Source organism: Marinobacter xestospongiae (assembly GCF_023156385.1).
Taxonomy (GTDB): Bacteria; Pseudomonadota; Gammaproteobacteria; order Pseudomonadales; family Oleiphilaceae; genus Marinobacter; species Marinobacter xestospongiae.
The window spans coordinates 76,172-96,977 of the sequence record NZ_JAKZAK010000014.1 but is presented as its reverse complement, the minus strand read 5'-3'; the positions used below and the strand labels follow the sequence as shown (position 1 = coordinate 96,977).

The window sequence follows — 20,806 nt, the reverse complement described above, 5'->3', positions numbered from 1 at the left end:
CGGAGCTATATCGAAGCAACATTGGCACTATATCAAAGCAACATCGGTGCAATGACGAAGCGCCATGGTCTGGAACTGCCGGTTAAAAGGCAATGGGGTCCACCCCGATCAGCAGTCGGTGGCCGCCGGTGATGAACGCGCCGTAGATCGCCAGACCGGCAATCACCACGATGGCGTCGTTGAAGCGGCCGCCGGGCAGCGCCGGAATGGCCCGGGGCGTGCGCCGTTTGAGGGAGATACGATCCACCACGGCCCAGGCCAGGAAGCTGCCGAACAGCACCACGTCATGGGCCATGCCGTTGACCAGCAGGTGAGACAGGGCCCACAGCTTGACCGCCACCAGCATCGGGTGCTTCAGGGTGCGCTGGATGCGCCCCGGAAAATAGGCGGCCAGCAGCATGGGGAATACCGGGAGCAGCAGCAACATCGCCAGATGGCTCAGCCACAGCGGCGGGATGTACAGTGGCGTCGGGTCTAGCCGGGCCTGACCATAGCCCCAGATCACCAGGCCCAGCCCCACGGCGGCGATGACCGAGTAGAGCCCCTTGAACGGCCATTCACCCAGCTTTGCCACCAGTCGGTTGCGCAGCGGTTCGTTGACAATAGACAGGCAGTGAACGCCCAGGAAAAGCACCAGGCCGAGAATCAGTGGCAGCATTGTTGTTCCCTCATCGTCCGCCGGTATGACTCCGTGCGGTGGTTATTGGCGCGATGGCATCACGCCTTTTGGGGCGACAGCTTAGCCAATATCCGGCAGGGCCGAAAGGCTCCGGGAAGGGCGGGGACGCCGGCCACAAAAAAGGCGGCACCGCAGTGCCGCCCCTGGTGTCCTGTCTGTTTTGGCCAGACGGGACGCTTGTACTGACAACGCCGGTGTTACAGTTCGGCGTTGTGATAGACGTTCTGGACGTCGTCGAGGTCGTTGAGCATGTCGAGGAATTTCTCGAACATCTCCACGTCTTCTCCCTCAACCACGGTGGTGGTCTGGGGCAGAAACTGGATGTCGTCCACCTCGAACTCGATGCCTTCGAAGGCATCGGCCAGGGCCTGCTTGGCCTTGGCGTACTCGGTGTTGGGGGCGAACACGGTGATCAGGCCGTTCTCGTTCTCGATGTCGGTGACGTCGACATCGGCTATCATCAGCGCTTCCAGGGCGGCTTCTTCGTCGTCGCCCTTGAACGCCAGGATGGCGCAGTGATCAAACATGTGACTGACACTGCCCTGGGTGCCGATCTTGCACTTGGTCTTGGTGAAGCAGAAGCGGACGTCACCAAAGGTGCGGTTGGGGTTATCGGTGAGGCAGTCCACGATCACCATGCAGTTACCCGGACCAAAGCCCTCGTAGCGGGCTGGGTTGAAGTCCTCGCCGGCGCCGCCCTTGGCCTTCTCGATGGCCTTGTCGATTACGTGGGTGGGCACCTGGTCTTTCTTGGCGCGGTCGATCAGGCCCCGCAGGGACAGGTTGGCATCCGGGTCGATACCGCCCTGCTTGGCGCACATGTAGATTTCACGGCCGTACTTGCTGTAGACCTTGGTTTTGGCCGCGGCCGTCTTTGCCATCGACTCTTTGCGGTTCTGGAACGCTCTACCCATTACGCTGTCTCTCTGATTGTGCCGGACACGAGGCCGCTCCACCGGGTATGGAAGGGGTGGCGGCCGCGTGGGTGTTGAAAGAAAGCCCCAGAGTTTACTGGACATCGCGCCGACGGGACAGGGGCAAATGCTCCGGCGGCGGGCAGTCGGCCGTGGCTCAGTGTGCCGGCAACATGCCATCGTCCTGCAGCCGGTGTACCAGCACCTTGCTGAACTCGGCCACGCTGTCGTTCAGATCAACCGGGTTGAGGGTCCTGGACTGGGCCCGCCACACCGCCTGGCCGGTTTCCACGTCAAACAGGCTGGTCTGCACGAACACTTCCCGCTGGGAGGTGAAGTAGCCCGGCGTCACCACGGTATCGTAGTGGTAACCGACGTAGGGCCCGAACCCCGGGTGCAGGGCCGGGGTGGCGACCTGGTTGATCTGTGGGGCAACGTACTCCTCCCGCACTTCGTCGCGGATCAGCGAGGCCACCAGCACCGCTTCGGCGTTTTCCGCCAGCACCAGGGCCTCGGCTTGCTGGCGCAGGGCCTGCTTGCCCAGACTATCCAGCTCGCCGGGCAGGGCGGGGTAGGCGACGACGGCAGTGACGCCGGCGCGGGCCAGGGTGGCGCCAATCTGGTCTTCCACGGTCTTCCGCACCAGTTGGTCACCACTGATGGACAGTACCAGGATGCGGCCGTAATGGCCGCGGGCTTCCCGGTCGAGTGCCACCGAGGTCAGTTCGGTCTGGCTGGCGCAGCCGCCGAGTAGCAGGGCCAGGCCGCTGATAAGGGCTGCAAGTCGGTTCATGGTCAGGCGTCCTTCTGGTGGTGTGCGGCCGACGTCCCGGCTGGCCGTGAGGGGTTGGGGTAACGGAAGATGGTGGCGTACAGCACCGGGACCACCACCAGGGTCAGGATGGTGGCAAAGCCCAGGCCGAACATGATGGTGACCGCCATGGCCACGAAGAAGGCGTCCCCCAGCAGTGGAATCATCCCCAGGATGGTGGTCAGGGCCGCCATCGCCACCGGGATCAGGCGGCTGACGCCGGACTCCACCACCGCGTGGACCGGTTCCGGATCGGACTGCAGTTCCAGGTCGATCTGATCCACCAGCACGATGGCGTTCTTGATCAGCATGCCGGCCAGACTCATAAAGCCCAGCAGGGCCATGAAGCCGAACGGCTGGTTGAACGCCAGCAGGCCCACGGTGACGCCGATGATGGCCAGGGGTACCACCAGCCAGATCACCAGGGTCTTGCGGATGGAGTTGAACAGCAACAACACGATGAACACCATCAGCCCGAAGAACACCGGCACCGATTCGGCGATGGAGGTGGAGCCTTTCACCGAGTCTTCGTTCTCACCGCCCCATGCCACGAAGTAGCCCGGCATGTCACGAATTGGCAGGCGGTCGCGATAGCGGATGGGCAGGGTGTCGGCGGTATGCTCCACCTCGGTGCCTGGTGCCAGACCGAGGTAGTCCTGAACGTCGACATTGAGGGCTTTCTCGACGTCGGCCTTGAGTTCGTTGAGCAGTTCGGAGGACAGGCCCTGGCGCTGGTCAAAGTGCAGTCGCAGCATGGTGATGCGGTCCTGGCGCCAGATGTGAGCGTCCTCAAAACCGACGTCGAAATGGCCGACCACCTGACCCAGGGGCACCATGTGCCGGGCCACCGGGCTCCACACTGCAATCTGGTCCAGGTTGTTGAGGCTGAGCCGTTCCTCGACCGGTGCCCGGGCTACGATGGGCAGCAGTTCGTCCCCCTCACGGTAGGTACCGACCCGCACACCATCGACGCCATAGGCCATGGCATTGGCAATGTTGGCGCGGCCCAGTCCCAGTTTCTTGGCCTGGGCGTCGGCCACGACCGGTTCAATCACCTGGGCTTTTTCGCCCCATTCATCCCGCAGCCCTTTGACGTTGGGGTGGGCGGCGATCACTTGCTCTGCCTGTGCCGCCAGTCGGCGCAACTCGTGGCGGTCAGGACCGGAGATGCGCAGCTGGATCTTGCCGCCGGTGGCCGGCCCCAGCACAAACTGGCGGGCGTTGACGATGGTGCCGGGTTGCAGGCCAGCCAGGTCATTCTGGACCTGACGGGTAATCGCCGTGAGCTGGCGGTAGTCGTTCACATCCGCCAGCAGGCGGGCAAAGTTGGGCGCCGGCTGTTCCGGGCTGTAGGTCAGCAGGAATCGTGGCGAACCACCGCCGATCTGGGTGGTCACGTGGGTAACCGCGTCATACTCCGCCAGCCGCTGCTCAAACGCTTTGACCTGATCCCGGGTACTGGCGATGTCGGTGCCCTCGGGGTACCAGACATCGACGTAGAACTGGGCCCGGGTGGAGTCCGGGAAGAAACTGCTCTTGACCCAGCCGAAGCCCACCAGAGCTGAGGCGAACACCGCCAGGGTGACCGTCAGGGTGATCACCCGGTGGCGGATGGTCCATTCCAGCAGATGACGGTAGCGCTGGAAGAAGCCGGACTGATAGGCCGCCTGTTCGCCGCCCTGGGCCGGTTTCAGGAACTGGTGGCACAGCAGCGGGGTGATGGTGACGGCGGTGAACCAGCTCATGGTCAGCGAGATCAGAATCACCGAGAACAGTGATCGGGTGTACTCACCGGTGGCGTCCTGGGAGGTGCCAATGGCGGCAAACGCCGTCACCGCGATGGCCGTTGCGCCCAGCAGTGGCAGGGCGGTCTGGCGCACCACGTCGCGGGCGGCGGCCAGGGTATCCTGGCCCTGCTGCAGACGCATCCGGATACCGTCGGTGACCACGATGGCGTTATCCACCAGCATACCCAGCGCGATGATCAGCGCCCCCAATGACACCCGCTCCAGAGTGATGTCGAAGATGTCCATGAAGATGAAGGTGCCCATGATGGTGATCAGCAGCACCGCGCCGATGATCAGGCCACTGCGCAGTCCCATGAACACCAGCAGCACCAGCACCACGATGGCGACAGCCTGCAGCAGGCTGGTGGTGAAGCCGTCGATGGCTTCGGTGACCGCCTCCGACTGCATCGACACCACGTTCAGTTCCATACCCAGGGGAATCTGCGGCAGCAACGCCTTCATCTTGTCTTCCAGGCCCTGGCCCATGGTGACCACGTTGCCGCCACTGCGGGTCGAGATGGCGAGACCGACCGCCGGCTGGCCGTCGTAGCGCAGCAGGTTGGCGACCGGTTCCTTGAGGCCCCGGGTGATGGAGGCCACATCCCCCAGCCGGATCTGCTGGCCCGGGTTGCGGGGGCTGGTGATCAGCAGGGTATTGAACTGTGCCACCGAATCCAGCTCACCGGACACTTTGACCGCCAGGCGGTCGTCGCCGGCCCGGGCGTAGCCGGCGTAGGCCACGGTGTTCTTGTCGCCGAGCGCGGCGTAGATGTCATTGGGGGAGATGCCAAGGGCGGACATCTTCTCCCGCCGCAACTCCACGTAGATGACTTCCTTTGGCTCGCCGTACAGGCTGATGTTCTTGACGTCTTCCACCAGCAGCAGCTCGCGCTTGAGGAACTTGGCGAACTCATACACTTCTTTCTGGCTGTAGCCCTCGCCGGTGATAGCCAGATAGACCCCGTAGACATCGCCAAAATCATCGATGACCTGGGACGGGCCGGCCCCTGGGGGCAGGTCCGCCTGCACGTCATTGATCTTGCGGCGCAGTTCATCCCAGACCTGGGGCAGGCTGTGCTTGTCGTACTGATCGCGGATCTTTACCGAGACGATGGATTTGTCACGGTAGGAATGCGACTCGACATAGAACAGCTGACCCATCTTCTGGGCGGCGCGCTCAATCAGGTCGCTGACTTCCTCCTCCACCTCGGCCGCGGTTGCGCCGGGGTAGGGCGTCAGCACCTTGGCTTCCTTGATGGTGAATTCCGGGTCTTCCAGGCGGCTGAGGTTGTTGAAGGAGTAATACCCCATGACGACCAGTACCAGCGCCACCACCCAGGTGATCACACTGTTGCGGATACTCCACTCGGCGATATTCATTGCCCTAGAACTCCACCTTGTCGATGGGCTTGACCTGCATCCCTTCTCGCAGGGCAGAGACACCGGCGATCACCACCCGGTCACCCGGGGTCAGGCCCGAGCTCACAATAATGCTGTCCTGGCCGGCGAATTCACCGGTCTCGACCGGCTGGCGGTGCACGCGGTTGTCATCGTCCAGCAGCCAGACCGATGGCTGGCTGTCTTCTGCTGGCGTCAGCGCGGCCAGCGGCAGGGTAATGCGGTAGCTGTCGCTGCCTTCAAGTGAGGTCTGGGCCGCGCGGACATTGGCGGTCATCCCGGGCAGGACGTTGTAGCCCTCGGTCTGCTGGATTGACAGCACGTAGTCGAAGGTCTGGGTCTCGGGGTTGGCTTCGGTCGCGAACTCTTTGATTTCAAGTGGGAATTCGACGCCGGGGATGCCCTCGAAGGTGCCGGTCAGCTGCAAACCCTCGGCGTCGTTGTGACGCACCACCAGGCTTTCCGGCACATTCACAATCACTTCCAGTTCGTTGTTGTTCTGCAGGCTCAGCACCGGTTGCTTGGCCTGCACCTCCTCGAAGTTCTGCACCAGGGTGCGGGCCACCACGCCGTCGAACGGAGCAATCAACCGGGTGTCGTTGAGGGCTTTTCGGGCCTTCTCCAGATTGGACTGGGCAATGTTGTAACTGGCCCGGATGCTGTCGAATTCCGCCTGGGAGACGTAGTTCTTGCCAATCAGCTCCTGGGCACGTTTGAAGTTGGCTTCGGTGCGGGTGAGGTCGGCCTGGGCGGCCGCCAGGTTACTGCGGTAGTCGGCATCGTCCAGCAGTCCAAGTTGGTCGCCCGCCTGCACCTGCTGACCCTCCTTGACCGGGAATTCCACCAGGCGTCCCGGAACCTGAAACGCCATGGAGACCCGCTGGGTGGCGCGTACTGTGCCGGGGAACTCACGGGACAGTGTCTGGCCACTGCCGCCAAGGGTCAGGATCTTGACCGGCTGAACCACCGCGGGGGCCGGTGTATCGGGTGCCTCGCCGCAGGCACCAAGAAGGAGGACCAGAAAGATCCAGGGAAGGATCCGAAGTGTGCTGTTCATACCGGTAAAACCTGTTCAGGGGATCGGGAGGGCGTAGCCATCATACTAGGAGGGCGGCGCAAATAAGGAAAGCCTGTTGCCGTGAGTGCTTGATCCGTCGCAAGAAATCAGCCAGCAGGGGCGATGGCGGTCGGTGATTTTTTGGCCGGTTTTTCAGGGGGTGTCTGATGGAACCGGAGACACGAAGCCTGACGGCTTGATGGCCAGCACGGAGCAGGTTACCTGATTCAGAATCATCTCTGCGGTATTGCCCATGATCAGCCCGGCCACGCCGGAGCGACCAACGGTGCCCATCACCAGCAGGTCGGCCTGGATCTCGCGGACTGCCATTGGAATGGCGTGTTGTGGTTGCCCCATCACCAGGTGCACTTTCGGATCGAGGTACTGGTAGGCCTCGTTGCCAATACGCTCGGCCAGCCGCTGTTTGAGGATTTCAGTCGCGGTCCGGTGGCGTTCCCTTTCGCCTTCAAGCAGCTGCATTTCTGCCTTGTCCGGGGCATCGGCCCAGGAGCTGATAAAACCGGCTTCCGGGGCTTCCCAGGCATGGATCAGGTGCAGGCGGGAAACGTCAGAGATGGCCACCGCGCTGGCGATTTCCAGCAGTTCCAGGCTCAGCTCGAACTCTCCGGCGTCGAGATCATTGGGGTCGAAGTCCACCGCCGTCGCTACCCGGTGGCACTTGTCGTCACCGGGCTTTAGCATCCACACCGGGCAAGGGCATTTCCTCAGCAGGTGCATGTCGTCACCACCAAAGAGACGGTCCATCCAGGCCGGGTCTTCCGCCGGTTTGAGGACCAGGTCATAGCCACCCTGCAATACGGTCCGAATGACTTCCAGGAAGGTTCGGCCGCAGCGTACCTCGGTGTGGATGGCAAGCCGGTCCCGGAAAGGGGCAACCCAGTCCGTCAGGCGTTGCTGCTCCTGTGCCATGATTCGGTTGGTCAGGCCGTCCGGAAAGAACGCTGACAGTGCCTGCCGGCTGATCTTGGTATCCGGCACCACGGCAAGGACGGTTAGGCTGGCCTGGTGGTCACCGGCAATAGCCACCGCCCGCGCGATGGCGGCATCCTGGTCCACTGACGGTTCGGTCACATAAAGCATACGATTGAAGCGTTTCATGGTCTGTCTCCCCCGGTATTGTCGTCGCAGCCGTGGTGCATGATCTGTTCCGCAGCCTCCCTGGCCGCGTCGGAGTATGGAATCAGGACGAGGTCCACCCCGGCCTGTTCAAGTTTTTCGGCATCCCTGTGGTTCGAGCAGGCGATGGCGACCTTGCCGGTGTAGTGCTGTCGCTCGAGGCCATGGAGCAGGGTCTTGTTGATCGCAAGGTCGCGAATGGTGCTGACCACCCAGCGGGTATCGGTCAGTGGCAGCGTTGCCACAAATTCCGGATCTTCGGCGTCGCCGTAATGTACCGAATAGCCCTCCCGCATATGCTGTTGCACGGCGCTCGGGTCGAAGTCGACGGCAAGAATGCCGCAGCCCTCGTGCGCCCGCAGATTGGCGGCCAGTGCCGCGCCATAGCGCCCCAGACCGATCAGCAGCACATCGATCCTGGTGTTTGACCGTGGCTGGTTTTCCAGTTCCCGATGGGGTATGTCGCGTTCAAACCAGGTCAGCCAGGGGGCGAGCTTCTCGTAGAGGGCGTGGGAGTAAAGGATCATGTAGGTCGAGGCACTGATGGTGATCAACCCGACCAGTGTAATCAGCCCTGCGGTCTCCTGCTGCAGGTGTCCCAGGCTCAGGCCCAGGGCCGCCAGGATCAGTGAGAATTCGCTGATCTGGGCCACCGTCAGCCCAGCCAGGAAACCGGTGCGCCGGCGGTAGCCCATGTACCCCATAATGCCCATCACGATGATGGGGTTGCCCACCAGAACAAACACCGAGAACACCACCGAGGCGCCCAGCTGCGCTCCCAGCGTGCTGAGGTCAAGGGTGGCCCCCAGCTCGATAAAGAAAAACAGCAGCAAAAAGTCCCGCAGACTGACCAGCCTCGCGGCCACCTGCTCCCGGTAGGGCGTGGAGGCAATGGAAATGCCCGCAAGGAACGCGCCGACCTCTTTGCTGAACCCAAGCAACTCCCCCGTTACGCCGCCCAGTACCGCCCAGGCGATGGCGAACAGCATCAAAAGCTCAGACGAGCGCGCGAGCCGGTGCAGCAGGTGTGGCAGCACGTAGCGCATCAGCAGGGCAACGGTGATCAGCAGGGCGGAGCCTTTCAGCAGAATCTTCAGCGCTTCGCCGCTGATGCTGACGTCCTTGCCGGCCTCGCCATACGCGATCAGGCCGATCATCACCAGAACCACCACGATGTCCTGAACAATGAGAAAGCCCACCGCAATCCGGCCATGCAGGGAGTCCACCTCGCGCTTGTCCGACAGCAGCTTCACGATAATGATGGTGCTGGAAAAGGTGAGGGCAACGGCCACATAGATGGCTTCCACGTGAGGCATGCCCAGCAGCAATGCGATCAGGTACCCTACCACGGAGGTAAAGAAAACCTGGCCAAGACCTGAAGCCAGAGCTACCGGCCCCACGGTCCGGATGACATGAATATCAAGCTTCAGGCCGACCACGAACAGCAGCAGGGCGATACCCAGGCGGGCAAACAGCTCAATCTCCGAGCTGTGCAGAACCATACCGGAGGCGGAGGGCCCAAGCAGGATGCCGACCGCGATGAAGGCAACAATCAGGGGTTGTCGCAGCCACTGGGCAATGGCACCGGCAACCGCCGACAGGCCGACAATGACACCGATCTGGAAGAATACGCTGTCGAACATATACCCACGCCAAACGCTGCTGACTCATGGCAGTATAGCTGTTGATCGCCACTTTCATGTGGCGCCGACTGGATCTCAGAACAGGGAATGTCTATGGCAACCATCCGCCAACTGATCAGCACCTGGATAGACCGGGGTGACCTGCCGCCGGATCAGGTTCCCCAGGCCCTGGTGGCCGTCGGGCTGGCCAGCTCCGGTCGCCCCTGGGCAAGCTTTCTGGACCGGGCCCTGCTGTGGCTCGGCGGGCTTTGCCTGGCGCTGGGGGTGCTGTTCCTGATTGCCTTCAACTGGAGCGAGCTGGGCCGCCTTGGGCGCTTTGCCCTGGTTGAGGGGGCTCTGGTGGCGGCGGTTGTCGTGAGTTTGCGGATGCCACAGGGCCTCAGCCGGGACGTTGCCCTGGTGGTTGCCGGGCTGCTGCTTGGCGGCCTGCTGGCGCTGTTTGGTCAGACCTACCAAACCGGCGCCGATTCCTGGCAGCTGTTTGCGCTCTGGGCGGTGCTGCTGGTGCCCTGGGCCCTGGCCAGTGCCAGCGTGGTGTTGTGGCTGCTGATGCTGGCGCTGGTGAACCTGTCGGTGTCGCTGTACTTCGATGCCTGGTGGCTGTCGAACCTGGAGTGGGCGGGTGGCCGTCCGCTGGACTGGCTGCTCAGTGCACTCAACCTGAGCGCCTGGGCTATCGCGCATGGCTGGGCTCAGCGATCGGGCGTTGATGCCTCGCCCTGGCCTTTGCGTCTGGTCGCCGTTGCAGGCGGGGTTGCGGTGAGCTGGCTGGCCTTGGTGTGGATTGTGGATGGCGCACTGAACCAGCTCTGGCCGGGGCTGGCCTGGGTCGCCTGGCTGGCGCTGCTGGTGTGGTGTTACCGGGTGAGACAGCCGGATCTGTTCATGCTGGCCGGCGGATGTCTGTCGGTGATTGTGATCATAACGGCGGGTCTGGCGCGGGCTCTGCTGGACATTGATGAGCCCGGTATCTGGCTGATGTTGGGACTCATCGTCCTGCTCATGGTGATGGCGGCGACCGCCTGGTTACGCCGGCTGCAACGGGAGCTTGCGCAATGACCCGTCTGGCGGAGCAACTCCGCGAGAAGCTTCAGGATCAGGGCATTGAGCTGGCTGCGGAGGCGATGGATGCTGAGCCGTCGCCCCCCTGGTACCTGAGGGTGATGACCGCCATCGGCGCTTGGTTCAGCGCGCTGTTCCTGCTTGGATTTTTGGTGTTGTCTTTCAACTGGGCGGCGATCGCAACACCGGTGGCCACGGTGCTGGGCCTGTTGCTGATGGTTGCGGCCTGGGGATTGCAAAGGGTGTCGGTCAGCGACTACGGCGAGCAGGTGGGGCTGGTGCTGAGCCTGGCCGGTCAGGGGCTATGGCTGTACGCGGTGGTGGCGCATAACTGGGATCTTGTGGCGCTGATCTGGTGGCCCGCGACCCTGGTCCAGGTGGTGCTTGCCCTGGTGATGCCAAGTTATGTCCATCGCCTGTTGAGTGGCTTGTTGGCAGGGCTGTTCCTGGCCAATGCCATGGCGGTGGCCGGGGAACCGTTGCTGACCGCGCCGCTGCTCTGGCTGCTGGTGGCGCTGGCCTGGCTGTGGGAATTCCGCTGGCCGGGGCGGGTGCGCCATGTTCAGGCGGTGGCCGGCGGGGTCAGCGTGGCGCTGGTGCTGCTGACCGTGTCCTTGCTGACGGGTGAAGAAGACCTGATGGCCTGGCTGGCGCCGGGGCCGGATCGCCTGCCCTGGGTGTCGACTGAGCTGGCTGGTGCCTTGTGTGGGCTGGTGAGCGCAGCGGTCGCTGTCGTGCTGATGCGCCAGACCAACAGCGCCAGCGCCCACCAGTGGCGGGCGTTGTGGCTGGGAGTCCCGGTACTGGTGCTGCTGTCCGTCTATGCGCCGGGTTTGGCGATTGGGGCGGGGCTGCTGGTATTGGGGTTCGCCGGTGGCAACTGGCCGTTGATGGCATTGGCGCTGACCTGTCTGCTGGGATACGGCTCCGCTTACTACTACCTGCTGGAACTGACGTTGATGACCAAGTCGCTGATCCTGATGGGCATCGGCGCCGGGTTGCTGCTGCTGCGGTTGTGGCTGGTACGCTTCGGGAGGGGTGGACAATGAGCAAGACAGGCACCGGACGTCTTTCCCGGAAACATCGCCACTGGTTGATTCTGGCGGGGCTGGTGCTGGCCCTGGTGCTGGTCAACGTATCGATCTGGCAGAAGGAATCGCTGCTGCGTGATGGCGAGATCATCTACCTCGATCTGGCCCCGGTGGACCCGCGGTCGCTGATGCAGGGAGATTACATGACCCTTAGCTACCAGCTCGCCCGCTCACTGCGACAGCGGCTGGCGATGGATGCCAGCGGCCGGACGGAGCCGACCGATGGCCGCATTCGGGTGACAGTGGATGAACGGGGCGTGGCAACCTTGGCGGGCTTGTATGACGGCGGCGAACTGGCCGCCAACGAGCGCCTGGTGGCATATCGGGTGCGTAACAATCGCGTCAAGCTGGCTTCCAACGCCTTCTTCTTTCAGGAAGGCCATGGTGACTTCTACGAAGGGGCACGCTATGGCCAGTTCCGGGTGGCGGCGGACGGCGAGCTGTTACTGACCGGACTCTACGACGCGCAACTGCAGCGGTTGGGCCCGGAGCCCCGGAATCAATCCGAGGCTCGCTGACAGCAACCCGGCTCAGGCCGCGTGGGACTGTGGATTGCCCCGCGCCCGCAGTTGCTGGCTGATGTCGCTGATCAGCTGTGCAACGTCCACCTCGTAGCCCTGATCCTGGGCTACGAACACCAGCCCGGGAACATACTGGTAGGTGATGCCGTGCCGCTGCCAGGTCACCACTGGCGCCCGATGCTGGTGGCCGGCGGGGTCTTTCTGGTGTTGCGCCTGGTACTCGTTGTGCCAGCCGATGTGCAGGTCCTGCACCTGGCAACTCTGTTCGATCTGCAGTTCTTCAGTCAGTCCGATGAGACGGTTTGAGCTGATGGCCATGATAGCCTCCTTTGCCTGTGTACTGACGGCAGGAACCCGGCCAGATGAAACACCGGTGGATTCCCTACGATACCCCTAAGGTCGTTATTGTCATGGGTCCTCCTGACCTCTTGTCTTTGTTTTGTCTTCGTTGTGAACAACTGTACACAAGAGGGCGGGTGGTGGAACAGGGGCGGGAACGGGAAGACCCGTTATGACAATCGGGTCTTCCCGGCAGGTTCGGAGGTTCAGGCGTATTCGGTGGGCACGCGGTAGTGTTCCTGGGTGGTCAGATCGACACCACAGTCGACGGAGGCGACCCAGTCAAGGAAGCGATTGACCATGTAGCTACCCTCAAAGCGTTTGCCGTGCTGGGGCACGATCTTCTCCACGTCCAGTTCCCTGATCATATTGGCCCACAGTTCACACACCTTGCGGGAGCAGATGTAGCGCTTGTGGAAACCGATCATGTGGGGAATGTGGGCATCGAAATCGTCCACTGGCTGGTGATCTTCCTCACCGCCCATGGAGGCGCCCAGGTCACCGGAGAACAGGATCTTTGACACCGGATCGTAGAACTGCAGGTTGCCCACGGAGTGCATGAAGTGGGCCGGCAGACACTGGATGTAGCTGTCGCCGAAGCGCACCCGGGCTCCCTTATCAGGGATGGCGGTGATGCGGTCGTAAACGTTCACGCTCAGCTGGTTGGAGACATAGCCCGATGCCAGGTGGGGCAGGAAGCGGGCCCACAGCCGGGAGGTGATGATCTGGGCCTTGGTGTGCACCAGCCAGCGGTCGATGGAGCCGATGATGTCCGGGTCCTGATGGGACGCAAAGACATAGTCCATCTCGCGGATGTTCATGTAGCGGGAGGCGGCGACCGCCAGCGGGGTGTAGGTCAGATCACCACCGGGATCGATCAGCGCTTCGTGCTTGCCATCCACCAGCAGGAACTGGTTGGACTGCACGCCTTCGCCAACCACCAGTGAATCGAACATCAGGCATTTGTGATGGCCGTTGTCAAACAGTACGACGGGTTCAGACGCCATGGAGTACTCCACTGATAGGGGAACCGAGCCGGCGAACGGCGGGTTCGATGGGGACGGCGGCGGAGGTTACTGAACTCCGGAATAGGGACGTTTGTCCCAAGTCAAGAAATTGATTTGTATCAAGTAACAGTGTGTAACAAACGACATGGTGTAACAAACGGCGTGTTGTAACAAACGACGTGATTTAATAAACGACGTGATGTAACAAACGATGCGGTGTAAGGAATGAGGTGCCACGAACGCCGGTAACCACCGGTGCCGGGCTATGAACGGTAGGGAGGTAGTGCCCGGTTGGGCAGTCCGCCCGACGTCACGCCGGGCGGACTCGGGCTGGTCTGTGGCCCGGGCGGCCGTCAGGCCAGCCGGGGCAGTCGCTTGATGCCCTTGCGCAGGCCCTGTTCCAGGGCGCCACGGACCAGGTGGCCGGTGAACGGAATGACATCGTCAAAGCTGATGGTGTAGTTGACCCGGGTTTTGCCTTCCGGGGTGTCTTCAAAGCGGATACGGCCGAAGTGATTGCGCAGCGGACTGAGGCTGGTGATGGTGTACTCGATCAGTGAATCCGGCTCAAAACCGACCACGGTCTCCTCCAGCCCGATGGGGCCGATGCCGATCTTGCGAACCGACCCGAGGCCATTGGGGTCCGCCTGGTCGCTGTCCTTGATCCGCCGTGCCGGAGCCCCCAGCAACTTGCCAAAGCGCTCATGCTCGGCAAATACGGCAAACACCTTGCTCCTTGGTACATCCAGGGTTTCGTCGATCTCAATGGTGTACATGGCCTTGTTCCATTCGTTGTTGGTTTATTCCTGACCAGACTAGTCGCTTGTGGATTAATACGAAAGTCGTAGATTGAAGCCATGGCGATTTTGGCCCCGACAGCCCCGGGTGCCTGCGTTGTCTGCTGCCGACTGTCGTAGCATGATGAGCTTCCTACAACAAAAACAGGAAGCATCAGGATGGAAGAGCACGATTACGACTATGTGATCGTTGGTTCCGGTTTTGGCGGCAGTGTCTCGGCCTACCGGCTCAGCCAGAAAGGCTACCGCGTGCTGGTTGTTGAGCAGGGACGGCGGTGGACACCGGACAACCTGCCGGCGACCAACTGGAAATTCTGGGATTATCTCTGGCGACCGTTTCTCAAGCTCAAGGGGTTCCTGAGTCTGCGGTTGTTCCGTCATGTCATGATCCTGCACGGCAACGCCGTGGGCGGCGGTTCCATCACCTACGCCCAGACCCTGCTGGTGCCGCCGGACTCGGTCTGGCAGAACGGCAACTGGGCCGGTCTCGATGACTGGCAGGCGGTCATGCCGGAACACTACGACACCGCCCAGCGCATGCTCGGGGTGGCGGAAAACCGTCGTCCGGGACCGGCCGACAACCGGCTGCAAACCATGGCCCGGGCCACCGGGGTGGAGGACAGCTTCTATTACACCCGGGTCGGGGTGTTCTTCGGCGATGACGATGATGAACCGGGGCAGAGCTACCCGGACCCTTACTTCGACGGTGAGGGCCCCAGTCGCAATTCCTGCATCGGTTGCGGTGGTTGCATGGTCGGCTGTCGCCACAACGCCAAGAACACCCTGGACAAGAACTACCTCTACCTGGCGGAGCGTCTGGGGGCTGAGGTCCGGGCGGAAACCCGGGTGGTGGATGTGCGTCCGCTGGCCGGTTGTGAGGATGGCGCCGAGGGGTACCAGATCGAAACGCGGGCAACGTTTGACCGGCGCCAGGGGACGACCCGCATCACCGCCGCCAACGTGGTGTTTGCGGCGTCGTCACTGGGTACCCAGGAGTTGCTGTTCAGCCTCAAGGACCGCGGTTCTTTGCCCAACATCTCCGACGACCTGGGCAAACGGGTGCGCACCAATTCCGAGTCCATCCTCGGGGTGCGTTATCCCGGCAGCCAGGAAGACCTGTCGCAAGGGGTGGCGATCGGCTCCGGCATCTACGTTGATGCCCACACCCACATCGAGGCGGTGCGGTACCCCAAAGGCTCCAACCTGCTGAGCAGTCTGCTGACGGTGCTCACTGGTGGTCGCCCCGGGCCGTCCAGGGCGCTGGTGTGGCTGTGGGCAATCCTGAAGCTGCTGGTGCGGCGACCGCTGGATGGTCTGCGCAGTCTGGTGCCTTACCGCTTCGCTTCGGAGACGGTGATCTTTCTGGTGATGCAGACAATTGACGGTCACATCAACATGCGCTGGCGCCGTCCCTGGTTCTGGCCGTTCCGCAAGACCCTGAGCAGCCACGGTGATCCCATCCCCACGTTTATTCCCGAGGCCAATGCCTTTACGGAAAAGGCCGCCCGGGCAACGGGAGGGATCGGTCTCAGCTCCCTCAGTGAGATCCTGTTCAACGTGCCGATGACGGCCCACTGTATGGGCGGCTGCGCCATGGCGAAGTCACCGGAGGAGGGCGTGATCGATGCCCGCAACCGGGTCTTCAACTACCAGAACCTGTATGTGGTAGATGGTTCCATGCTGTCGGCCAATCTCGGGGTGAACCCCAGCCTCACCATTACCGCCCTGGCCGAACGGGCCATGTCGTTTATCCCGGCCAAGTCCGAGGTTGTCCACAAAAACCGTGGATAACTGTGTGTGAAAGGTCAGGGTAACATGCCCTAAGCCTTGTGCCCCATGGCCTGGGCGGTTGTGGTGTGGAAATAAGCAAGCTAGCAGCTTTGTTGCTTTCGAGGTGTCACAGCCGCCCGGAAAGTGGATAAAGCGGCTTCCTCCAGTCGGAATCCCGGTCCGACAGGCCTGGTTGTCCACACGAACTGTGGGTAACCGTGTGCGCAAGGCCAGGAGAACCAGTCTCATCCCTTGGGGCGCAAGGGATTTCGGGTTGTGTCGGTAAAATGATCAGAGGCCTCGCCTTGTCCACACAAACCGTGGATAACTGTGTGCGAAAGGTCAGGAGAAACCCTTCCAGCCATAGTGGCACAAGGGCTGACGGCCTGTGGCGTATTATTGGCCAGAGTCCGTTGGTTGTTGATGGTGGTGGCCTCCAGGTCTCGTCGGTTGAGGGATTTTTACCGAGGCCGGCCAGGGTTATCCCCATTAATGGTGTTTTGCGCGCACGTTTACTGCCTGGCGCTTGTAAAACAGGGGCGTAATCACAGGTTTCCCGGCTTGTTACGCCGGTATCCTGATTGCGTTTCCCTTTTTTCCACACAAACCGTGGATAACTGTGTGTGAAAGGTCAGGGTAACCCGGCCAATGCCTTGGGGCACAAGGGCTGTCGGGATGTGGCGTTTAAATGACCGCGGTCTGGCTAGTTTTCCCTTACTCTGGCCCGGGTTGTGCACAAATTGCGGGGATAACCGTGTGTGAAACGTCAGGAGAAGTCACTGCACCCCTTGTGCCGCAAGGGATTTGGTGAGTTGGTGTGGAAATGATCAGGGTGTTGGAAATACACCCCCTTGGGGATAACGGACCGGGGCGTCGATGGTGCCGTTGGGGAATGCCCACAGATTCTGTGGATAACCGTGTGAGCGGGACCGCTAACAACCTGTCAGAAGCCGGTAATGGTGCGGGCTGGCGGGATCTGGCCAAGGTTTGACCAGCGCCGGGAGAACGCCGGTAGGCGTGCCCCGTCGCTGCCGCTGTGTATGCGGCTGTGTCAGTGACGGCTGGCATGGCGATAGTGGCTGGGCGATTGCCCCATCACCTTCTTGAACAACCGGGAAAAGTAGTAGGCATCGTCATAGCCCAGGCGCGCGCTGATCTGGGCAAAGGTCAGCCCCGAGGTGTCCAGCAGCTGGCAGGCCCGTTCGATCTTGAGGTGGATAAAGTGCTGGATCGGCGTGGTGCCGGTCTGGCTGCGATAGCGGGTGGCAAAGTGGGCCGGCGACAGGCCGGCCAGTTCCGCCAGCTGTTCCAGGGTAATGCGCTCCTCCAGATGTTCGCGCATGAAGTTGTGGATGATCTCCAGGTCGGGCTGTTGCTCGCGGGCGGCGGCGTCCACGGTCAGCGGGATCGCCGCCAGCAACTGGCGCAGCCGATTGGCGGCGTGCACCAGCCCGCGACTGCGAAAGCCGGTTTGTCGGACCGACAGCAGACCGTTGAAATCCACCAGCACTCGCGGTTGCACCCCCAGATGCAGGCAGTGGGTGTCGGGACCGAAACCCATGTAATCCCGGAACTCCGTCGCCAGCGGGCCGGCGAAATGCACCCAGTGGATGGTCCAGGGCCGGTCCGGGTCGGCGGTGTAGCGGTGGGCGACCCCGGGGGGCAGCAGGAACAGGTCCCCGGCCTCGGCGGTGTAGGGGCTGCCCTCGATGTTGAGGAAGGCGCGGCCGTCGGTGCAGTAGATCAAAAGATAGTCGCGATGGTGCTCCCGGTGCATGTGGTGACCCTCCGCCTTGCGGTAGTGTCCGAAGGCCAGGGGGTACAGCTCCCGGGTCAGCGGATTTTCCGAAAGTGCCTTAATGGCGGGGGCTGGCACGACATACCGAACGCTGTCGGCGGGTACTGGCCATTGTGACGTCTGTGTCATTGGGCGACTCATCCTTTCGTGGTTTCCGAAAAATAGTCCATCAAGCGCGAAATTTAGTCAATCACTCCGGTTCGGTTCCTTTGCTAGCATCAAGTCATTGCCAACCGATGGTGGCCCCATCCGGGTCGCCTGCAAGACAACAACAACAGGAACACAGCCATGAAGAACGTACCTCTCTACATCGCTGGCGAGTTTGTTCAGAGCCAGACCGACAAATGGATCGATGTCACCAACCCGGCGACCAACGAAGTGATCGCCAAGGTCCCCTGCGCTACCGATGACGAAATGCAGCGGGCCATTGCCAACGCCTCTGAAACCTTCAAGAGCTGGAAGGAAACCCCGGTATCCGAGCGCGCCCGGGTGATGATGCGCTATCAGGCCCTGCTGAAGGAGCACCACGACGAGATCGCCGAGATCCTGGCCCAGGAAACCGGCAAGACCTTCGAAGATGCCAAGGGCGATGTCTGGCGGGGCATCGAGGTGGTTGAACATGCGGCCAACATTCCGTCGCTGATGATGGGCGAGACCGTTGAGAACGTCGCCCGCGAAATCGACACCTATTCCTACACCCAGCCGCTGGGCGTGTGCGCCGGTATTACCCCGTTCAACTTCCCGGCGATGATTCCGCTGTGGATGTTCCCGGTCGCGATTGCCTGCGGTAACACCTTTATCCTCAAGCCTTCCGAGCAGGACCCGCTGACCCCGACCCGTCTGGTTGAGCTGTTCGAACAGGCCGGCGCACCGAAGGGCGTGTTGCAGGTGGTTCACGGCGCCAAGGATCAGGTGGATACCCTGCTGACCGACCCGGCCATCAAGGCGGTGTCCTTTGTCGGCTCGGTCCCCGTCGGTCGTTACATCTACGAGACCGGCACCAAGAACATGAAGCGGGTGCAGAGCTTTGCCGGCGCCAAGAACCACATGGTGGTGATGCCGGATGCTGACAAACAGCAGGTCATCAACGCCCTGGTGGGCGCGTCAGTGGGTGCGGCCGGTCAGCGCTGCATGGCCATCTCGGTTGCGGTGTTTGTCGGTGCCGCGCAGGAGTGGATTCCCGAGGTGAAAGACGCCCTGGCGAAAGTCCGTCCGGGTGGCTGGAACGACAAGGAAGCGGCCTATGGCCCGCTGATCAGCCCGCAGGCCAAGGACCGGGTGGAATCGCTGATTGCCACCGGTGAGGGCCAGGGCGCAAAGCTGCTGCTGGACGGTCGTGGCTGCACCGTGGAAGGCCTGCCGGATGGCAACTGGGTGGGACCGACCCTGTTTGCCGGTGTGACTCCGGAAATGGACGTCTACAAGGAAGAAATCTTCGGACCGGTGCTGTGCTGCATGGAAGTGGACAGCCTGGGCGAGGCCATCGAGCTGATCAACAACAGCCCCTACGGCAACGGTACCTCCATCTTCACCAACTGTGGCGGTTCCGCACGTCGCTACCAGCACGAGATTGAAGTGGGTCAGGTGGGGATCAACATCCCGGTTCCGGTGCCCCTGCCGTTCTTCTCCTTCACCGGCTGGAAAGGCTCCTTCTACGGTGACCAGCACGCCTACGGCAAGCAGGCGGTGCGGTTCTACACCGAAACCAAGACCATCACCTCGCGCTGGTTCCACAGCGAGATGGAAGTGGACGCCAACTTCTCCATCAACCTTCGCTGATGATGGGGAGCAGAGGATAGCGGTATGGATTTCAACCTCAGCGAAGACCAGCTCGCGTTCCGTGAGGCGGCCCGGGCCTTTGCCCAGAATGAAATGGCCCCGCACGCCGCCACCTGGGATGAGGACCACATCTTTCCGGTGGAGGTGATTCGCTCCGCCGGTGCCATGGGCTTCTGCGGGCTTTACACCCCGGAAGCCCAGGGCGGCATGGGTCTGTCCCGGCTGGACACGTCGGTGATCGTGGAAGAGCTGGCCGCGGCGTGTCCCTCGACCGCCGCGTTCATCACCATCCACAACATGGCCACCTGGATGGTGGCCAGTTTTGCCAACGGTCAGGTGCGGGACGACTTTGCCCCGCGCATGGCCAGCGGTGAGTGGCTGGGCTCCTATTGTCTGACCGAGCCCGGCGCCGGCTCCGACGCCGCCAGCCTGCGTACCAAGGCGGTACGGGACGGTGATCACTACGTGCTGAACGGCAGCAAGGTGTTCATCTCCGGTGCCGGTGGTACCCAGGTGCTGGTGGTGATGGCCCGCACCGGTGATGCGGACAGCGGCGCCAGGGGAATCTCGGCGTTTGTGGTGCCGGCGGACAGCGACGGCATTCACTATGGCAAGAACGAAGACAAGATGGGCTGGCGCAGTCAGCCGACCCGTCAGATCACCTTTGAGGACGTGCGGGTGCCTGTGGAGAACCGCATGGGCGAGGAAGGCGAGGGCTTTGCCATTGCCATGAAGGGCCTGGACGGTGGTCGCCTGAACATCGCCACCTGTTCCCTGGGTGGTGCCCAGGCCGCCTTGCTGCGGGCCCGCAACTACCTGCATGAGCGCAGTCAGTTCGGCAAGCCGCTGGCGGCCTTCCAGGCCCTGCAGTTCCGCCTGGCGGACATGGCCACCAATCTGGTGGCGGCGCGGCAGATGGTGCGTCTGGGGGCGTTCAAGCTGGACAACGCCGACCCGGAGGCCACTCTGCACTGTGCCATGGCCAAGCGCTTTGCCACTGACGCCTGTTTTGAGGTCTGTAACGAGGCCCTCCAGCTGCACGGTGGCTATGGCTATATTCGCGAGTACCCGCTGGAACGTTACGTCCGGGATCTGCGGGTACACCAGATCCTCGAGGGTACCAACGAGATCATGCGGCTGATCATCGCCCGCCGCCTGCTGGAGTCGGGGGTGGCGGAAGCCATCCAGTAACGCCAGCGACCCACGAACAACCAAG

17 protein-coding genes are annotated in these 20,806 nt (G+C 62.2%); 6 read left to right on the top strand and 11 right to left on the bottom strand.

The genetic code is table 11. The features are described 5' to 3' along the window. Window positions 1-82: 82 nt before the first annotated feature. The 7 genes from MLD24_RS11465 to MLD24_RS11435 form a co-directional block, all read right to left on the bottom strand. The gene (locus MLD24_RS11465; RefSeq protein ID WP_227171997.1) at window positions 83-658 is read right to left on the bottom strand and encodes an NnrU family protein; all 576 of its coding nucleotides are present in this window, start codon (window positions 656-658) and stop codon (window positions 83-85) included. Between the two features lie 218 nt (window positions 659-876). Continuing rightward, window positions 877-1,593 (bottom strand): YebC/PmpR family DNA-binding transcriptional regulator, encoded by a 717-nt coding sequence (locus tag MLD24_RS11460; RefSeq protein WP_248166725.1) that lies wholly within the window; start codon window positions 1,591-1,593, stop codon window positions 877-879. Between the two features lie 157 nt (window positions 1,594-1,750). Then, window positions 1,751-2,386: a hypothetical protein gene (locus MLD24_RS11455; protein WP_248166724.1), complete on the bottom strand. Its 636-nt coding sequence runs from the start codon at window positions 2,384-2,386 to the stop codon at window positions 1,751-1,753. Between the two features lie 2 nt (window positions 2,387-2,388). After that, on the bottom strand, window positions 2,389-5,571 hold the full coding sequence (locus tag MLD24_RS11450; protein ID WP_248166723.1) for an efflux RND transporter permease subunit: 3,183 nt from the start codon (window positions 5,569-5,571) through the stop codon (window positions 2,389-2,391). Between the two features lie 4 nt (window positions 5,572-5,575). Beyond that, window positions 5,576-6,646 (bottom strand): efflux RND transporter periplasmic adaptor subunit, encoded by a 1,071-nt coding sequence (locus MLD24_RS11445; protein ID WP_248166722.1) that lies wholly within the window; start codon window positions 6,644-6,646, stop codon window positions 5,576-5,578. A 153-nt stretch (window positions 6,647-6,799) separates the two neighbouring features. Next, the gene (locus tag MLD24_RS11440; RefSeq protein WP_248166721.1) at window positions 6,800-7,765 is read right to left on the bottom strand and encodes a universal stress protein; all 966 of its coding nucleotides are present in this window, start codon (window positions 7,763-7,765) and stop codon (window positions 6,800-6,802) included. Further along, on the bottom strand, window positions 7,762-9,426 hold the full coding sequence (locus MLD24_RS11435; protein ID WP_248166720.1) for a cation:proton antiporter: 1,665 nt from the start codon (window positions 9,424-9,426) through the stop codon (window positions 7,762-7,764). The genes MLD24_RS11440 and MLD24_RS11435 overlap by 4 nt, the downstream gene beginning before the upstream one ends. Window positions 9,427-9,519: 93 nt before the next feature. On the opposite strand from MLD24_RS11435, the gene MLD24_RS11430 reads away from it, so the two are divergent. From MLD24_RS11430 to MLD24_RS11420, 3 genes are read left to right on the top strand one after another with little or no spacing between them, the layout of a single operon-like run. After that, window positions 9,520-10,485 (top strand): DUF2157 domain-containing protein, encoded by a 966-nt coding sequence (locus MLD24_RS11430; protein ID WP_248166719.1) that lies wholly within the window; start codon window positions 9,520-9,522, stop codon window positions 10,483-10,485. After that, window positions 10,482-11,537, top strand: a complete 1,056-nt coding sequence (locus MLD24_RS11425) for a DUF4401 domain-containing protein (protein ID WP_248166718.1) — start codon at window positions 10,482-10,484, stop codon at window positions 11,535-11,537. Before MLD24_RS11430 ends, MLD24_RS11425 begins: the two co-directional genes overlap by 4 nt. Continuing rightward, window positions 11,534-12,097, top strand: coding sequence for a GDYXXLXY domain-containing protein (locus MLD24_RS11420; protein WP_248166717.1), 564 nt, complete (start codon window positions 11,534-11,536; stop codon window positions 12,095-12,097). The genes MLD24_RS11425 and MLD24_RS11420 overlap by 4 nt, the downstream gene beginning before the upstream one ends. A 12-nt stretch (window positions 12,098-12,109) precedes the next feature. Here MLD24_RS11420 and MLD24_RS11415 read toward each other — a convergent pair whose 3' ends face one another. The 3 genes from MLD24_RS11415 to MLD24_RS11405 form a co-directional block, all read right to left on the bottom strand. Continuing rightward, window positions 12,110-12,418 carry a hypothetical protein gene (locus MLD24_RS11415; RefSeq protein ID WP_248166716.1) on the bottom strand — a complete coding sequence of 103 codons (309 nt, stop codon included), beginning with the start codon at window positions 12,416-12,418 and terminating at the stop codon, window positions 12,110-12,112. Window positions 12,419-12,645: 227 nt separating this feature from the next. Next, entirely contained in the window at window positions 12,646-13,446 is an 801-nt protein-coding gene (locus MLD24_RS11410; RefSeq protein WP_248166715.1) for an oxygen-binding di-iron domain-containing protein, read from the bottom strand. A gap of 353 nt (window positions 13,447-13,799) precedes the next feature. Then, complete coding sequence (locus MLD24_RS11405) at window positions 13,800-14,222, bottom strand: SRPBCC family protein (RefSeq protein ID WP_248166714.1); 423 nt, start codon at window positions 14,220-14,222, stop codon at window positions 13,800-13,802. Window positions 14,223-14,402: 180 nt separating this feature from the next. On the opposite strand from MLD24_RS11405, the gene MLD24_RS11400 reads away from it, so the two are divergent. Then, a complete protein-coding gene (locus MLD24_RS11400) occupies window positions 14,403-16,034 on the top strand; it encodes a GMC oxidoreductase (protein WP_248166713.1) in 1,632 nt (543 codons plus the stop codon). Between the two features lie 1,030 nt (window positions 16,035-17,064). On the opposite strand, the gene MLD24_RS11395 is transcribed toward MLD24_RS11400, so the two are convergent. Further along, the gene (locus MLD24_RS11395) at window positions 17,065-17,940 is read right to left on the bottom strand and encodes an AraC family transcriptional regulator (RefSeq protein ID WP_248166712.1); all 876 of its coding nucleotides are present in this window, start codon (window positions 17,938-17,940) and stop codon (window positions 17,065-17,067) included. A 159-nt stretch (window positions 17,941-18,099) separates the two neighbouring features. On the opposite strand from MLD24_RS11395, the gene MLD24_RS11390 reads away from it, so the two are divergent. Both MLD24_RS11390 and MLD24_RS11385 read left to right on the top strand, forming a co-directional pair. After that, window positions 18,100-19,590, top strand: coding sequence for a CoA-acylating methylmalonate-semialdehyde dehydrogenase (locus MLD24_RS11390; protein WP_248166711.1), 1,491 nt, complete (start codon window positions 18,100-18,102; stop codon window positions 19,588-19,590). A gap of 24 nt (window positions 19,591-19,614) precedes the next feature. Then, the gene (locus MLD24_RS11385) at window positions 19,615-20,781 is read left to right on the top strand and encodes an acyl-CoA dehydrogenase family protein (RefSeq protein WP_227171983.1); all 1,167 of its coding nucleotides are present in this window, start codon (window positions 19,615-19,617) and stop codon (window positions 20,779-20,781) included. The last annotated feature ends 25 nt before the right edge of the window (window positions 20,782-20,806 follow it).

Excerpts from the sequence above, each read along its gene's own strand:
- MLD24_RS11395 (WP_248166712.1), bottom strand. The coding sequence starts at position 17,940 with ATGACACAGACGTCACAATGGCCAGTACCCGCCGACAGCGTTCGGTAT.
- MLD24_RS11445 (WP_248166722.1), bottom strand. The coding sequence starts at position 6,646 with ATGAACAGCACACTTCGGATCCTTCCCTGGATCTTTCTGGTCCTCCTT.
- MLD24_RS11455 (WP_248166724.1), bottom strand. The coding sequence starts at position 2,386 with ATGAACCGACTTGCAGCCCTTATCAGCGGCCTGGCCCTGCTACTCGGC.
- MLD24_RS11460 (WP_248166725.1), bottom strand. The coding sequence starts at position 1,593 with ATGGGTAGAGCGTTCCAGAACCGCAAAGAGTCGATGGCAAAGACGGCC.
- MLD24_RS11415 (WP_248166716.1), bottom strand. The coding sequence starts at position 12,418 with ATGGCCATCAGCTCAAACCGTCTCATCGGACTGACTGAAGAACTGCAG.
- MLD24_RS11425 (WP_248166718.1), top strand. The coding sequence starts at position 10,482 with ATGACCCGTCTGGCGGAGCAACTCCGCGAGAAGCTTCAGGATCAGGGC.
- MLD24_RS11420 (WP_248166717.1), top strand. The coding sequence starts at position 11,534 with ATGAGCAAGACAGGCACCGGACGTCTTTCCCGGAAACATCGCCACTGG.
- MLD24_RS11385 (WP_227171983.1), top strand. The coding sequence starts at position 19,615 with ATGGATTTCAACCTCAGCGAAGACCAGCTCGCGTTCCGTGAGGCGGCC.
- MLD24_RS11390 (WP_248166711.1), top strand. The coding sequence starts at position 18,100 with ATGAAGAACGTACCTCTCTACATCGCTGGCGAGTTTGTTCAGAGCCAG.
- MLD24_RS11435 (WP_248166720.1), bottom strand. The coding sequence starts at position 9,426 with ATGTTCGACAGCGTATTCTTCCAGATCGGTGTCATTGTCGGCCTGTCG.
- MLD24_RS11410 (WP_248166715.1), bottom strand. The coding sequence starts at position 13,446 with ATGGCGTCTGAACCCGTCGTACTGTTTGACAACGGCCATCACAAATGC.
- MLD24_RS11405 (WP_248166714.1), bottom strand. The coding sequence starts at position 14,222 with ATGTACACCATTGAGATCGACGAAACCCTGGATGTACCAAGGAGCAAG.
- MLD24_RS11465 (WP_227171997.1), bottom strand. The coding sequence starts at position 658 with ATGCTGCCACTGATTCTCGGCCTGGTGCTTTTCCTGGGCGTTCACTGC.
- MLD24_RS11430 (WP_248166719.1), top strand. The coding sequence starts at position 9,520 with ATGGCAACCATCCGCCAACTGATCAGCACCTGGATAGACCGGGGTGAC.
- MLD24_RS11440 (WP_248166721.1), bottom strand. The coding sequence starts at position 7,765 with ATGAAACGCTTCAATCGTATGCTTTATGTGACCGAACCGTCAGTGGAC.
- MLD24_RS11400 (WP_248166713.1), top strand. The coding sequence starts at position 14,403 with ATGGAAGAGCACGATTACGACTATGTGATCGTTGGTTCCGGTTTTGGC.
- MLD24_RS11450 (WP_248166723.1), bottom strand. The coding sequence starts at position 5,571 with ATGAATATCGCCGAGTGGAGTATCCGCAACAGTGTGATCACCTGGGTG.